Origin of the sequence: Agrobacterium sp. DE0009 (genome assembly GCF_007680755.1) — a bacterium.
In the GTDB taxonomy this organism is placed as follows: domain Bacteria; phylum Pseudomonadota; class Alphaproteobacteria; order Rhizobiales; family Rhizobiaceae; genus Agrobacterium; species Agrobacterium tumefaciens_B.
The window spans coordinates 79,018-93,350 of the sequence record NZ_VEIU01000006.1 but is presented as its reverse complement, the minus strand read 5'-3'; the positions used below and the strand labels follow the sequence as shown (position 1 = coordinate 93,350).

Below are 14,333 nucleotides of genomic sequence, written 5' to 3'. Positions count from 1 at the left end.
CAATGAAAATAAATGAGCCGCCACGGCGCAAATTGGATGGCGGCTTTATGCTCTTGGCAAAATCGTCTCGGATAAGAATCTCTATTGCAGGAAAAAAGGTGCCGCCGTCATTTCTCCCGCGCGGATCGTCAGGCTGGTGTTCGGCGGAACGGCGCACCAGGGCGTGCAATCGAAGGAGAAAGGCTCCGAACTGAGCGCGATGCCGTCATCGAGCATGCGCCAATAGAGCGTCGGCGGCTTGTCGTCGCTCGACCAGCGAAAGGCATGCACGCAGTCGCCATCCATGAGCACGGCGCTGAAGCGAAGCGCAGCGGATACGCCTGCCGCGACCATCTTTTTATGGCAGAGCCGCAGCGCCGTCGCGATCGCACGGACGGGATCGGCTTCAAGGTCGAGCCCCGCAGCAATCAGAAAAATGGCTTCGCTGTCGCCGGTGCCGCGCCTGTTTGCATAGAGGTCGTCCGGAATGAGGGAATCGATGTCGCGCCTGATTTGCTCATAGCCGCCGATCTGGCCGTTATGCATGAACAGATATTGGCCATGGGAGAACGGGTGGCAATTGGCGCGGGAAACTTCGCCAGATGTGGCGGAGCGCACATGCGCCATGAACATGCCCGAGCGAAGCTGGTGGCAAAGCGCCGCCAGATTGGCATCCGACCAGGCAGGTCGCGTGTCGCGAAAGACGCCGGGCGTTCCGCGCTCGCCGTACCAGCCGAGGCCGCAGCCATCGCCGTTCACAACAGTTTTGGCCTCTCTCGCGGCCATGGACTGGCTGACCAGCGATGCTTCGGGCTCGATCAGAAGGCTGTCGAGCCAGACCGGTTTACCGGAATAAGCAAAGAGGCGGCACATTCACGCGGCTCTGTCGAACGCCTTGTTCCCAAGCGCGAAGGCGACCGCGGCCTTCGCATGAATGGCTGTCGAATCGTAACCCGGCAGCGGCAGCGCGTTGGGGTCGATCAGCAGGGAAATTTCGGTGCAGCCGAGAATGACGGAATCAACACCCAGCGCACGCGCTTTTTCGATTACTGCAAGGTAGCGCTCGCGCGAACAAGACTTGATTTCCCCCTGGCAGAGCTCGCCGAAAATGATGTCATGAATTGCAGCCCGGTCATCCGCTTCGGGCACAACAACGTCGATGCCCTGGCGACGCATCCGGTCGGTGTAGAAGCCGTGTTCCATCGTGTAACGGGTGGCGAGCAGCAATGGCTTGCGGCGTCCATCCGCCTTCAGGGCGGCGGCGGTTTCGTCGATAATGTCGATCAGGGCGACGCCTGACATTTTTTCGACCGTGTCTGCGACAAGATGCATGGTGTTGGTGCAGATGAGCACGCAATCGGCACCGGCATTGGCGAGGCGTGCGCCGGCAGCGCCCAGAAGCGCGCCTGCTTCATCCCAGCGGTCAGCCTTCTGAAGGGCGACAACTTCGGAAAAATCGAGCGAATGCATGACGAGATCGGCCGAAACCAGCCCGCCGCGGCTGTCGCGCACGGCCTCGTTGATCATTCGATAATAGGTGGCGGTGGATTCCCAGCTCATGCCGCCAATCAGGCCGATGCGTTTCATCTGTTTCCCCTTATCAAAATTGATTGCGACAAGGATGCCATCGCCGTCACGAAAACGGCGTGCGTTTTTCCTTCGATTTTTAGGCGGAAGTGCAAGTATGGAGCGGGATGGCCGGTAAATGCGCAAATTTCTTGCGCAAATATGTTAACAGGTGCATTCTTTCCGGATGATTGATGATCGAGACCGCCGAATCCTTGCGATTCTCCAGGAAAATGCGGAAACGCCTCTCGCCGATATCGCCGAGGAGGTTTCCCTGTCGCTATCGGCCTGTTCGCGCCGCATTACCCGGTTGCGCACGGAGGGATATGTGACGGGCACGATGGCGCTGTTGGATCGGCGAAAAATCAATCTGCCGACCACGGTTTTCCTGCTGGTGAGAACGGGCCTGCATGCCGAGGATTGGTTGGACAAGTTCCATGCCGCCGTCAGCACCATACCGGAGATTGTGGAGGTTCACCGCCTGACGGGTAATTTCGACTATATTCTCAAACTCGTGCTGCCCAATGTCGAATATTACGACACCGTCTACAAGCAAATCCTGCGTCGCGTTCAGCTTTACGATATGTCGGCCTACATCTCGATGGAGACGGTGAAGCTGTCGTCATCGCTGCCGACAACGCACATCTGAGCGCTCGTCAACGCTTCGTCGATTGGCCGTCGAAACGAAAACCAAAGCGGAAGCTGCGCGTTTCTGCCGGCTTCAATGTTATCGCGTCCGCGAGTTCGGGCTGGTTGAACGCATTGGTGGGCGTTTCCACGGGTTCCAGGGCTATAGAGTGGCGCCTGCCGCGCGCGAGGGTATCGCCGGTAAAGACATGCATATGACCCCGCTCCTGCCATACTGTCAGGCTCGCGCCGCTATTACGGTCTTCCAGCCTTGTTTCGTAAAGCCCGTTTTCGGATGCATTCAGATCGGTGAAGCATAAATCGAGCACATGGCCTGATAGCGGCGTTTGGACAAAACCAATGTCGTCCCTTTTGACGACAGCGCCTTTTGGGTCACGAAGGGGGATCAGATTTTCGTCTGTTTCGATAACGGTCTTCGAGGGCAGCGTGAGAAGAAGGTCATCGATAGACGTCGTGCCGGGCAGGCGGAAATAGGGATGCCAGCCGGCCGCGAAGGGCAGGGGCTGATCACCGCGGTTGATGCCGCGGATGTCGATGGCAACCTCATGGCCGGAGAAACGATATTCCACCTCGATGGTGAGCCGGTATGGATAGCCCGCAAAATCGGCAGGCCGTATATCGGCGCGAAACAGCAGAATGTGGGCGTCATCCGCCTTGTCGGAATGGACAAGGATGAAGGGCAGGGCTCTGGCAAATCCGTGAAAAACCAGGGCTTCATGGGCAAGTACCGGTTCAATGCGATGGTCCTGCCCGCCAAAGCTGAAGCGACCATCCGCAATGCGGTTGGTGAAGGGGGCGAGAATGCCGTTTCTCACTCCATTCTGCGAGCCAATGTCGGATGGGGTCAAATATCCGTCGATGAGGTTCTCGTTCCCAGCACCGTCTGCAGAGAGGGGTCGCCAGCTCAGGAGCGTCGCGCCCTCGTAGGCAATTTCGGCAGAAAACCCATTCCCGGAAACGGTGACACCAGCAATTCCCGCGCCTGTGGTCGAAATAGTCATCGGGAAATGTCCTCTGCATGTATGTCTGCGGTCATACGGCAAATGCCCTGCCGATTCGCCGATCATCGTCGGTGCGGGACCATTTCGCAATGGGACGGCGCGGCAGTTTCAACAGCCTGCCGCCATCCGATGTTCCCGGGCATCAGCCCGAAAGGTTGCGTTTTGCGCCGCTGAAAAACTCCATCAGTGCAGCTTGGTCTTCTCCGCCAAGTCCGGCTGCCGTCAACATCCGGTGCACCTCGGCGCAGACGGCCGTCAGTGGCATGGCAGTGTTGGTTCGCCGGGCAAGGTCCTGCGCGCCATTCAGATCTTTCACCATGTTATCGATGCGGCCGGTCCGGCGGTAATCCTTTGCTACATAGCGGGGCATATACTCCTGAAGGATGGCGCTGTCGGCGCGCCCGCCCTTTAGCGCCTGCGGTATCTTTGCGGCATCGACGCCAGCATCGAGTGCGAGCTGCGTTGCTTCCGCCACGGCGAGAAAGTTCAGCCCGCAAAGAACCTGATTGATAAGCTTGGTGGTCTGGCCCGCCCCGCAGGGCCCCATATGGGTATAGTTGCTTGCGACATGTTGAAGCACCCGGTGAGCATCGGCCACATCCTTTTCACTACCTCCGGCCATCAATGTCAGTTGCCCGATGAGCGCCTTGGGCGCACCGCCGGAAAGCGGGCTGTCCACCCAGCGCAGGCCTTTATCTGCGGCGTCAGCCGCCAGTTCCTTAGTCGCTTCCGGGTCAATCGAGGACATGTCGATGATCAGCGTGCCGGGTTTTGCGCCGGCCGCCACGCCATCCTTGCCGAAGACAGCGATGCGAACGATTTTCGGCGAGTTGAGGCTGAGGATAACCACATCGGAAGCCGAAGCCGCCTCCGCAGCCGTGCCGGCGCTCTGTGCGCCGCGGTTCGTCAGCGCTGACACCTTTTCCGCGTCGAGATCGAAAACCGTCAGATGATTGCCGGTTTCGATGAGCCGCGTGCCAATAGCGCCGCCCATAGCGCCAGCACCGATCAGGGCGACTTTGTTCTTCTCGCTCATGTTGCTCACGGCATCCTCCCAAAGTGTCGTGGTGTCGTCGGACTGCCTTTTTACAGCGAAGCGGTAATGCCGCCATCGACATAGAGAATATGTCCGTTCACGAAGGACGAAGCGTCTGACGATAGGAAAATGCAGGCGCCGACGAGTTCGTCCACCTTGCCCCAGCGACCGGCAGGTGTGCGCTTTTCAAGCCACGCAGAAAAGGTGGGATCAGCCACCAGTGCAGCATTGAGCGGCGTGTCGAAATAGCCAGGCGCTATAGCGTTGCATTGCAGGCCATATTTCGCCCAATCCGTCGCCATGCCCTTGGTCAGGTTGCCGACAGCGCCCTTGGTGGCGGTGTAGGGCGCAATGCCCGGCCGTGCGAGGGCGGTCTGAACGCTGGCGATGTTGATGATCTTGCCGCGGCCTCGGGTGATCATATGGCGCGCGGCTGCCTGACCGGCGTGGAATACCGAGGCGATATTGGTTTGCAGCAGGCGCTCGAAGGCGTTGGCCGGGAAATCTTCGAGAGGAGAGCGGTGCTGCATGCCGGCATTGTTGACGAGAATATCGATCGGACCAACCTCTGCTTCAAATTGATCGATAGCGCTGCGCACAGCGGCATGGTCCGTGGCGTCGAAGGGCAGTGTTTTAGCGCCTTTGATCCGGGTGGCGGCATCATCCAATTTCACTTCATCACGGCCGTTCAGCACCACGTCCGCTCCCGCCTCCGACAGGCCTTGCGCCAGCGCAAAGCCGATGCCCTGGGACGAGCCGGTGATCAGGGCTCTGCGCCCCGAAAGATCAAACAATTTCGGGCTCACTATTTCCTCCAGTCTCTCCCGGCATTGACCTCATGCCGATTTATGTTATCGATAACATTCATCCGTTTTGGCCATGAATGTCAAGGCTGAAACGCTCGCCTCCAGTAAGCGGCGGGTAGATGTCCGCACGCGATACATTCGTGGAGGCGACGGATGTAAGCTATATTTGTCACGTCGCGGAGGGGCGACGTCAAACGGAGATATCAATGAGAGCGATTGTTGCCCACGGGGCGAAGGATGTCCGCATCGAAGAGCGGCCTGAGGAGATGCCGGGGCCGGGTGAAGTGCGGCTTCGTCTGGTCCGGGGCGGAATCTGCGGCAGCGATCTGCATTATTACAACCATGGCGGCTTCGGCGCGGTGCGCCTTCGGGAACCCATGGTGCTCGGGCATGAGGTATCGGCCATTATCGAAGAGCTGGGCGATGGTGTGGAGGGGTTGAAGGTCGGTGGGCTTGTTGCGGTTTCGCCCTCCCGCCCATGCAGGACATGCCGCTATTGCCAGGAAGGCCTGCACAATCAGTGTCTCAACATGCGCTTTTACGGCAGCGCGATGCCTTTCCCCCATATTCAGGGCGCTTTCCGCGAAGTTCTGGTGGCAGATGCATTGCAGTGCGTACCGGCCGATGGCTTGAGCGGTGGAGAAGCAGCCATGGCGGAACCCCTGGCGGTGACGCTGCATGCGACGCGCCGCGCTGGCGATCTGTTGGGAAAACGGGTGCTTGTGACTGGCTGCGGCCCCATCGGCATTCTTTCCATTCTCGCCGCCCGGCGTGCGGGTGCTGCTGAGATCATCGCGACCGACCTTTCCGATTTCACGCTCGCCAAGGCGCGTGAAGCGGGGGCGGACCGTGTCATTAACAGCAAGGACGAACCTGATGCGCTGGCGGCCTATGGTGCCGACAAGGGGACCTTCGATGTTCTCTATGAATGCTCTGGGGCTGCGGTGGCGCTCGCGGGCGCGATTCCGGCGCTGCGTCCGCGGGGGATTATCGTTCAGCTTGGTCTCGGCGGCGATATGAATCTGCCGATGATGGCGATTACCGCGAAAGAACTCGATCTGCGCGGCTCGTTCCGCTTCCACGAAGAATTCGCTATCGGCGTCGAATTGATGCGCAAAGGCCTGATCGACGTCAGACCGTTTATCACGCAGACTGTCGATCTAGACGATGCTATCTCGGCTTTCGAATTTGCCTCGGACCGCAGTCGTGCCATGAAGGTGCAGATAGCGTTTCGTAATGCGACCGTGTGAGCGTCGGCCATATCCGCACCGATGGCACTGACGAGGGCCGGCATTCGCTAGCTGTTACCGATATCATTACCAGACTGATCGGTTTAGCGAGCTAAGATGCGATGGCAGTGGTCACTTGGACATTAAAGAAGGGCAGCATCCAGTCGGGATGCTGCCCGATTTTAATCAGTCGCGTCTGAACGACTGGCCGTCAGTGAATGGAGATGCCCCGCTTGTCCGCTTCTTCCTTGATGATGTCTTCGACGACGGTCCTTTTCAGATCAGGATTTCCGAGAAGGTAATCGTCGGCGATTTCGAAGATCGACTTGGGATTCTCGGTCCTGTGCAAGGTGTCGAGGTCCTGACCGATCTGCTCTCGAAGGCTGGAATAATCGTCCATTGCTGCGCTCCCTTATTATCGTTCAGTCGAGAAGCTCGGCCGGAACCTTGCCACCATTTTCAGAAAGCTTCTTGATAACGGCCTTGTGCAGCCAGATGTTCATGGTCGCGGAGTCCGAAGTGTCGCCGGTGTAACCCAGTTCGCTCGCCAGCTCCTTGCGGGCCGTGAGGCTGCTGTCGAGGTCGAGGGCTTTCAGAAGATCAACGATGGAGTGTTTCCAGTCGAGTTTCTGGCCGTTCTTTTTGACAGCGGCATCAAGAATGGAGGCGACGTCAACATTGCCTGTTGCTGCGGGGGCCGGCGCCTCGGTTGTTGGCGCAGGCGCGGCAGGTGCTGCCGGGCTTGTTGCCGTCGGGCTCGCGGTGGATGTCGGCGTTCCGGCCGGCGCGGAGGCCTGTGGTGCCGCTTCGGCCTTGCCGAAAATCGCGTTCTTGATCTTGTCGAAAAAGCTCATGGTGTCCTCCCCTTACCTGCGGAATGCCCGCCCGATCGCGATGAGTATGCAGGCACCAATGAAGCCGGCGATGAGGTAACCGATCCAGCCGCCGAGCGAAATGCCCACAAGTCCGAGAAGGAAATTCGCGACAATCGCGCCAATGATGCCGAGAATGATGTTCATGAAAACACCCATATTGCTTTTCATGAACTGTTCGGCGAGCCAACCGGCTACGCCGCCGATGATGATTGCTGCAATCCAGCCAACTTGTGCGTCTTCCATAACAGGCCTTTCCTTTCTTGAGAGAGGTCAGGAGGCTTATGGACCCGCATGTTTACGCACGTCCCCCCGCCTTGAAATGACCCCAGGCGGGATTATAACGACGGTGCGGAAATTTTGTTCCGCGCGGCGTGTAAGCTTCTACCGTTTCAACCCTGACTCTTAAAATCCAGCCCGATGTCGAGCACCGGTGCGCTGTGCGTCAGCCAGCCAATCGAAATGAGGTCGACGCCGGACGCGGCAATGGCTGGCGCGGTCTGAGGATTGATGCGGCCGGAGGCTTCGGTAATGGCGCGACCGGCGACGACGTGGACCGCCTCGCGCAATTGTTCAGGCGTCATATTGTCGAGGAGGACGGCGTCCACGCCTTCTTCCATCGCCTCTTGCAACTGCGCCAGCGTATCCACCTCCACCTCGATCTTGACGAGATGCCCGACACCCTTCTTTGCCCGGCGGATGGCGTGGCGCACGCTGCCTGAGACGGCGATATGGTTGTCCTTGATCAGAACGGCATCATAAAGGGCAAAGCGGTGGTTCATGCCGCCACCGGCGCGCACCGCATATTTTTCCATCGCTCTCAGCCCCGGTGTCGTCTTGCGGGTGCAGGCGACCGAAGCCTTGGAACCGGCAATGGCCGCGACGATTCTTGCCGTCACGGAAGCGATGCCTGAGAGATGGCCGAGGAAATTGAGCGCCGTCCGCTCTGCCGTCAAAAGGCCACGGGACGGCCCCTCTATCGTTGCGATGATGTCGCCCGGTTCGACCGTTGCACCGTCCATCACATTCCGGTTCATGACGATGGCGGGGTCCACCAGCTGAAACGCGAGCTCCGCGGCATCGAGACCGGCGATAACGCCCGGTTCGCGCGCGGCCATAACGACCACCGAGCGATGATCGGCAGGAATGACGGCGTTGGAGGTGATGTCGCCCGCCAGGCCCAGATCTTCCAGAAGGGCGTTACGAACGATTGGTTCGAGGAGGAGCCGGGGCAGGGGTGGAAGGGTAGAAACGGTCATATCAGGCGCTCCGCGCAAAGCTGGCCGCAGGACGGTCGGACGACACAAATTCATGGGCGATGGTGGTGATGTCGCTGAGGTTCAGCCTGCGCCTCGTGGCGACGGCGTGCCGCCCGGGGAAATCGTCGCGGAAATGCGCGCCGCGCGATTCTGCGCGCAGCGCCGCGAAGACCGCGACGGCTAGTGCAACAAGCGCTGGATCCGATGCGGCGCCATTTCCCTTTGCCAAGGGCAGAAGATCGCGGATCGCATTGGTCAGTCCCTCTGCATGTCTTGCAATGCCGAGGTGGCGTGAAACGATGGGCCGGATGAGAGAGAGATCGGCCGCAGGAAAATCCGGGAGGGGCAGCGTCGGTATAGTTACCGCCGCTCTTCCGGCGGAGGCGGGTCTGCCGGCAATGTCCTGCGCCGCCCGCATGCCCATGGCGGCCGCTTCGAGCAGGGAATTGCTGGCGAGCCTGTTTGCCCCGTGCAGGCCGGTGCAGGCGGCTTCGCCGGCAACCCAGAGGCCCGGCACGGAGCTGCGCCCATTGCCATCGGTTGCGACGCCGCCCATGTGGTAATGCACGGCCGGGCGGACGGGAATGAGGTCACGGGCCGCGTCTATCCCCGCTTCCCGGCAGAGCCGGTCGATTGCGGGGAAACGGGTAGAGAACTTTGAGCCGGGCGACTTGCGCGCATCGAGAAAGACCTTGCCGCCGCGCTCGATTTCACGGTTGATGGCACGGGCGACGATGTCCCGCGGCGCAAGTTCCCCACCCGGCGTGGCAGCCATGAAACGGTCGCCACTTTCGTTGACGAGCACCGCGCCTTCTCCTCGCACGGCCTCGCTGACCAGCGCCAGCGGCCGCCGGGTCGAAGAAAGTGCGGTGGGGTGAAACTGCACGAACTCCATGTCGGCAAGAATGGCGCCGGCGCGCGCGGCAAGCATGATGCCCTGCCCTAAATTGGCCGGTGGGTTGGTCGTCGCGTCGTAAAGCCCGCCGAGGCCGCCAGTCGCGAGGACAACTTCCGCAGCCGGAAGGGTAAAACAGCCTTTCGGACCGAGGCATGCAACGCCGGCGACCACGCCGTCCTGCGTCAGCAGCCGACGCACGTCCGTGCCATCAAGAACCGAGATCGATGGCGTGCGAAGAACGGCCGCTGCAAGCGCGCTGACGATCGCGGCGCCCGACCCGTCGCCTTCCGCGTGGAGAATGCGACGCCGACTATGAGCGGCTTCGAGCCCGAACACGTAGTTGCCCTTGGCGTCGCGGTCAAAGCGAACGCCCGCCCGCTCCAGTGCGTCGATGACGGCGGGTGCCGATGAAACAATTTCGACTGCGAGATCCTCATCGCAAAGGCCATCGCCTGCAGCAAGTGTATCGGCCAGGTGAAGCGCGGGGCGGTCATCAGGCCCAAGGCTTGCTGCGATGCCTCCCTGCGCCCACGCACTGGAGGTTTCGCCGCCCAAGGCGGCACGCGTGATAAGCAGCACGGGCCGCGGGGCAAGCGTCAGCGCCGTCATCAGACCGGCAATGCCGCTTCCGACGATGACGGTCCAGCCCGCTTGCGGATGGCCCTTGCTCATATGTTCAGCATCCTCTCCACAGCGCAGCGCGCGGCAACGGCGATGGCCGGATCAACCGTCACTTCGTGGCGGTTTTCCTCCAGCGCCGTGCGGATGTTGCCAAGCGTGATGCGTTTCATATGCGGGCAGAGATTGCAGGGGCGGATGAATTCGACATCCGGGTGATGCACGGCGACGTTGTCGCTCATCGAGCACTCGGTTAGCAATACCACGCGGGCGGGGCGCTCGCGGCTGACATAGTCGGACATGACGGCGGTTGAGCCGGAAAAATCTGCGGCATCCACGACATCGGGTGGGCATTCCGGATGCGCCAGCACGGTGACGCCGGGATGGCTTTCCCTGAGTTCCCTGATGTCGTCGGCGGTGAAAAGCTCATGCACCTCACAATGGCCGCGCCATGCTATCAGCTCCACATGGGTTTCGCGCGCGACGTTTTTCGCCAGATATTCGTCCGGCAACATCAGCACACGGGGCACGCCGAGGGATTCCACCACCTGACGCGCATTGCCTGAGGTGCAGCAGATATCGGAGGCGGCCTTCACGGCCGCGGACGTATTCACATAGGTCACAACAGGCACGCCGGGATAGGCTTTGCGCAGAAGGGCGATATCCTCGGGCGTGATGGAATCGGCGAGCGAACAGCCAGCACCCATATCCGGAATGAGCACGGTTTTTTCCGGGTTGAGGAGCTTGGCCGTCTCCGCCATGAAATGCACGCCTGCGAGGACGATCACATCCGCTTCCACCTCCATTGCCTTGCGGGCGAGCGCAAGACTGTCGCCGACGATGTCCGCAACGCCGTGGAAGATTTCCGGTGTCTGGTAATTGTGGGCGAGGATGACGGCGTTGCGGTCCCGCTTCAGCGCGAGAATGGCGTTTACATCGTCCTGGAAGCTCATCCATTCCGCTTTGGGAATGACGCGGGAAACGCGGTCGTAAAGGCTTGCAGCGGAAATCGGTTCGTTCACGGACGCCTCCCATTAATGCTCTAATTGAGCATATGTCGTCCAAATACATATTCTCATCATGAGCATATGTCAATTGCGAGAGAGGGGAAGCTTTGATCCGGAAAGCGCGCGCTCATCAAGAACGGTTTGACGAAAGCGGAAGAGTTTGGCTGGCCGTCCGCCGGTCTCGGTGGTCACGTCGCCGGTTTCTTCGACCAGCTGCTGCAACTCGATCAGTCGGCGGAAATTCTGTTTGTGCAGCGTGAGGCCCGCCAGCGCCTCGACCGCGCGTTGAAGCTGGAGGAGCGTGAAGGCATCCGGCATGAGTTCGAAAACCACCGGACGATATTTGATCTTCGCTCGCAGGCGCGCGATGCCGGTGGCAAGGATGCGGCGGTGATCGGCAAACATCGGCTTGCCGAAATTGATCCGTGGTTCGCCCTGCGCTTCCTCGACCAGCCCGGCTTCATAGAGCAGCTCGTACCGTTGCAGGGTAAGTTCTTCGTTCCAGCCGCCGCCATCGAGGCCGAAGGTGAAGTTGGCCCGCAGATGACGCTGGTCCTTGCAGGCAAGGTCGGAATCGGCCCAGTCGCGGAGCCGGTCGATGATACTGCCCAGAATTTCGGGACGGCCCTTGCGATGATCCTCCCAGGGGAAATAGTCGTACCAGCCGTGCCACAGCGCGCGTCTCCCGCCCGACGCTTCCTGCTCGCGCACCAGGCCGAGATAACCGATCGAGATCGTTCTCCCGCCTGGAATGTCATTGTTACGGTCGCGATCGGCGAAGGTGTAGAGCTGCTCCAGGTAACCAATTGGGTGGTGCGTCTGCTCGTGGATCCATTCACGCAACCCGCTCTGGAGCGTCCTGTGTCCGAATTCGAAAGGCCCAGAGGGTAGGGCGATACCTTCCCGAACGGTCATCACACGCGGTTCATCCGTCGTCATCGCGGTAACGACGGCAATGAGTTCGGCGTGGGCAAGCCCGATTGTCACGGCTGGTCCTTTAATCGTTGTCCCCAGGATCAATCTTCTTTGGCACAGGATGCCCGGTTCGCCAACATAGCCGCTAAAATGCGCTGTCGATAAAATGCCTGTTCGCACAATCGCGGCCCGTCAGACAAAAGGATGAACTCTTGGCATTAGCCGTCCGGCATCAGCTATGTTACAGAGCCGCCGCAAGCATTTCAGACCAAAAAGGCTAGTGTTGGACAACATATCTTTCGAAGAGACACTTGTGGGTTATTACACCTGGAACGTCGGGCCGAATCTGGTTTATCTGGATGCCGTAGCCGCCCATCTGCGCGAATTTTCCCCGGAACAGGGCGCAAGAGGCATTCCGGTCGAGGATTTCATTGCCCAAATCGAAAACGGTTCGCGCGCACGCGTTGCTCAGGCCGTCTATAATTCCCTTACCAATGGCGTGTTTTATGATCAGGAATACCGCATCCAGCTGAAGGCGGGTGGTTTTCGCTGGTTGCGCACGACGGGACGAGTAATTCTGGACAGCGACCGTCTTCCGATCATGGCGATGGGAACGGTGAGGGATGTGACAGCCGGCAAGGTTCTGCTGATGTAGCAGACGGCTGGTCGCCATGAAGCCGGCTGATCAATTCATGCATTGCCAGATGGTGCGGTGAGGTTCTGGGCCGGAGTGCGTGCTACCGGTCAACATATCATCGGCCTCCGCCTGCTGCACGCGGGCTCACCGGTGCTGAAGCATCGTCTGTGTGACAAATATCTGGATGCTCGCCTCAGGCACGAGGATGTACGGCGACAAAACGCGATGCTCGGACATCGTTTTACGTTTTTGCGCAAAGAAATTTTACTGCTGAGAAGGGTTTGGTGGAGCTAAGCGGGATCGAACCGCTGACCTCTTGCATGCCATGCAAGCGCTCTCCCAGCTGAGCTATAGCCCCATAAGGGTTCCGGCATTTCTTCCGGTTCCGGGAACCGAAGCGGTTGTTGTTTCCGTTCGGTGGCGGCTTACTACTTCGGCTTTCCGGTGAGTGCAAGCATAAAAAACGGCCCGGCGTCATTTTTTTGTCGCCGGGCCGGATTATCATGGAAAATCAAGCTTCTTCGTCGTCACCCGGTACGCCGATGATGCCGGACATGTCGTCGTCGTCATCTTCGTCGTCGGTTTCGAGGAAGGTGTCGTCATCGTCGTCGATTTCGACGTCGTCGTCGTCACCCAGATCAGGGATGTCGTCGCCGCTGTTGTCGCCATCGGCATCTTCCAGCGAGACGAGTTCGACTTCCGTGTTTTCGGTATCGACTTCCGCCACTTCCTCTTCTTCAGCCTGCTCCATCTTGGCCTGGGCGGTGCTTTCCTCGAAGAAGGAGAGCGGCCAGGACTTGCCGGTGTAGGGAGAAACGACCGGATCGCGGTTCAGATCGTAGAACTTCTTGCCGGTATCGGGGTCTGTGCGCTTGGTACCAAGTTCCGCTTTTGCCACTGTCTAAGCCTCAAATTGTCGAATGAGTTTCGGTGTGTACGCCGTGAAACCGGCATAGACGGTAAAATTTATAGCCGGTCCCCTTAATCGTTGCGCTCTTTCGTGTCAAAGACAAACTTCGCGTGCTACCTCCGCTGGCGCAAGCCCTATGCGTCTATGCTGATGTAATAGGAGAGGCTTCGCACACATTATTAAAGTGACGACGGATGCACGGACGGAACGCTTCATGACCTTCACGATTGCCATAGATGGGCCTGCCGCGGCCGGCAAAGGAACCCTTTCCCGCAGGATAGCCGAGACCTATGGCTTTCATCACCTTGATACAGGCCTGACCTACCGCGCGACCGCCAAGGCTCTTCTGGATGCCGGGTTGCCGCTCGATGATGAGACCGTCGCGGAGAGAATAGCGCTGGAGGTCGATCTTGCCGGCCTGGATCGCGCCGTGCTTTCCCGGCACGATATCGGCGAGGCTGCGTCAAAGATTGCGGTGATGACGCCCGTGAGGCGCGCGCTGGTCGAGGCGCAGCAGCGCTTTGCCGCAAAGGAGCCCGGTACGGTGCTTGATGGCCGCGACATCGGGACCGTCGTCTGCCCGGACGCGCCGGTGAAGCTCTATGTGACGGCTTCTCCAGACGTGCGGGCGCGCCGGCGCTACGATGAAATTCTGGAGAGTGGCGGCGCCGCGGATTATGATGCCATTTTCGCCGAGGTGAAAAAACGTGACGAGCGGGACATGGGCCGTGCCGACAGCCCGTTGAAACCGGCTGAAGACGCGCACTTGCTTGATACGTCGGAAATGAGTATAGAGGCGGCGTTTCAGGCCGCGCGCACGATTATCGACGCCGCTCTGAAGAGATAGGTTTTTCGCGGAACGGCTTGTCGCCATCTGCGTTTAGTCCGGAATTGCCTGAAGACATGTCCTTGCGCCGGAAAGCCTCTTGAAGAGGCGGGCATGGGTTCGGGT

17 protein-coding genes and 1 tRNA gene are annotated in these 14,333 nt (G+C 59.7%); 4 read left to right on the top strand and 14 right to left on the bottom strand.

The features are described from left to right. Positions 1-81: 81 nt before the first annotated feature. Positions 82-852, bottom strand: a complete 771-nt coding sequence (locus FS804_RS19285; protein WP_144578523.1) for a class II glutamine amidotransferase — start codon at positions 850-852, stop codon at positions 82-84. Then, positions 853-1,566, bottom strand: coding sequence for an aspartate/glutamate racemase family protein (locus tag FS804_RS19280; protein ID WP_144578522.1), 714 nt, complete (start codon positions 1,564-1,566; stop codon positions 853-855). 166 nt (positions 1,567-1,732) lie between these two features. Here FS804_RS19280 and FS804_RS19275 point away from each other — a divergent pair, with 166 nt between their 5' ends. Next, entirely contained in the window at positions 1,733-2,194 is a 462-nt protein-coding gene (locus FS804_RS19275) for an Lrp/AsnC family transcriptional regulator (protein ID WP_080828478.1), read from the top strand. Positions 2,195-2,201: 7 nt separating this feature from the next. Here FS804_RS19275 and FS804_RS19270 read toward each other — a convergent pair whose 3' ends face one another. The 3 genes from FS804_RS19270 to FS804_RS19260 all read right to left on the bottom strand — a co-directional run bounded on the left by FS804_RS19270 (position 2,202) and on the right by FS804_RS19260 (position 5,036). Next, positions 2,202-3,194: an aldose 1-epimerase gene (locus FS804_RS19270; protein WP_144578521.1), complete on the bottom strand. Its 993-nt coding sequence runs from the start codon at positions 3,192-3,194 to the stop codon at positions 2,202-2,204. A gap of 142 nt (positions 3,195-3,336) precedes the next feature. Next, on the bottom strand, positions 3,337-4,230 hold the full coding sequence (locus tag FS804_RS19265) for an NAD(P)-dependent oxidoreductase (protein ID WP_144578632.1): 894 nt from the start codon (positions 4,228-4,230) through the stop codon (positions 3,337-3,339). Positions 4,231-4,280: 50 nt separating this feature from the next. Continuing rightward, on the bottom strand, positions 4,281-5,036 hold the full coding sequence (locus FS804_RS19260; RefSeq protein WP_144578520.1) for an SDR family oxidoreductase: 756 nt from the start codon (positions 5,034-5,036) through the stop codon (positions 4,281-4,283). Between the two features lie 206 nt (positions 5,037-5,242). Between FS804_RS19260 and FS804_RS19255 the strand changes: the two genes are divergently transcribed. Further along, positions 5,243-6,286, top strand: coding sequence for an L-idonate 5-dehydrogenase (locus tag FS804_RS19255; RefSeq protein WP_144578519.1), 1,044 nt, complete (start codon positions 5,243-5,245; stop codon positions 6,284-6,286). Positions 6,287-6,476: 190 nt separating this feature from the next. Here FS804_RS19255 and FS804_RS19250 read toward each other — a convergent pair whose 3' ends face one another. From FS804_RS19250 to FS804_RS19220, 7 genes are all read right to left on the bottom strand, one after another. Next, a complete protein-coding gene (locus FS804_RS19250) occupies positions 6,477-6,665 on the bottom strand; it encodes a hypothetical protein (RefSeq protein WP_063947174.1) in 189 nt (62 codons plus the stop codon). Positions 6,666-6,687: 22 nt separating this feature from the next. Further along, positions 6,688-7,119 (bottom strand): DUF3597 domain-containing protein, encoded by a 432-nt coding sequence (locus FS804_RS19245; protein WP_144578518.1) that lies wholly within the window; start codon positions 7,117-7,119, stop codon positions 6,688-6,690. A 12-nt stretch (positions 7,120-7,131) separates the two neighbouring features. After that, complete coding sequence (locus FS804_RS19240; protein ID WP_003508605.1) at positions 7,132-7,383, bottom strand: GlsB/YeaQ/YmgE family stress response membrane protein; 252 nt, start codon at positions 7,381-7,383, stop codon at positions 7,132-7,134. 146 nt (positions 7,384-7,529) lie between these two features. Continuing rightward, complete coding sequence (gene nadC, locus FS804_RS19235; protein WP_144578517.1) at positions 7,530-8,396, bottom strand: carboxylating nicotinate-nucleotide diphosphorylase; 867 nt, start codon at positions 8,394-8,396, stop codon at positions 7,530-7,532. A 1-nt stretch (position 8,397) separates the two neighbouring features. Beyond that, positions 8,398-9,966 (bottom strand): L-aspartate oxidase, encoded by a 1,569-nt coding sequence (locus FS804_RS19230; RefSeq protein ID WP_144578516.1) that lies wholly within the window; start codon positions 9,964-9,966, stop codon positions 8,398-8,400. After that, the gene (gene nadA, locus FS804_RS19225; RefSeq protein ID WP_144578515.1) at positions 9,963-10,934 is read right to left on the bottom strand and encodes a quinolinate synthase NadA; all 972 of its coding nucleotides are present in this window, start codon (positions 10,932-10,934) and stop codon (positions 9,963-9,965) included. The genes FS804_RS19230 and nadA overlap by 4 nt, the downstream gene beginning before the upstream one ends. A gap of 69 nt (positions 10,935-11,003) precedes the next feature. Continuing rightward, entirely contained in the window at positions 11,004-11,906 is a 903-nt protein-coding gene (locus FS804_RS19220; protein WP_144578514.1) for a hypothetical protein, read from the bottom strand. A 208-nt stretch (positions 11,907-12,114) separates the two neighbouring features. On the opposite strand from FS804_RS19220, the gene FS804_RS19215 reads away from it, so the two are divergent. After that, positions 12,115-12,489, top strand: a complete 375-nt coding sequence (locus FS804_RS19215) for a PAS domain-containing protein (RefSeq protein ID WP_063947180.1) — start codon at positions 12,115-12,117, stop codon at positions 12,487-12,489. A 264-nt stretch (positions 12,490-12,753) separates the two neighbouring features. Here the strand turns inward: FS804_RS19215 and FS804_RS19210 are convergent. Both FS804_RS19210 and FS804_RS19205 read right to left on the bottom strand, forming a co-directional pair. Next, positions 12,754-12,829 (bottom strand) — tRNA-Ala (locus tag FS804_RS19210). 153 nt (positions 12,830-12,982) lie between these two features. Then, positions 12,983-13,369 carry a TIGR02300 family protein gene (locus FS804_RS19205; protein WP_063947181.1) on the bottom strand — a complete coding sequence of 129 codons (387 nt, stop codon included), beginning with the start codon at positions 13,367-13,369 and terminating at the stop codon, positions 12,983-12,985. Positions 13,370-13,595: 226 nt separating this feature from the next. Here FS804_RS19205 and cmk point away from each other — a divergent pair, with 226 nt between their 5' ends. Continuing rightward, complete coding sequence (gene cmk / locus FS804_RS19200) at positions 13,596-14,228, top strand: (d)CMP kinase (RefSeq protein ID WP_144578513.1); 633 nt, start codon at positions 13,596-13,598, stop codon at positions 14,226-14,228. The last annotated feature ends 105 nt before the right edge of the window (positions 14,229-14,333 follow it).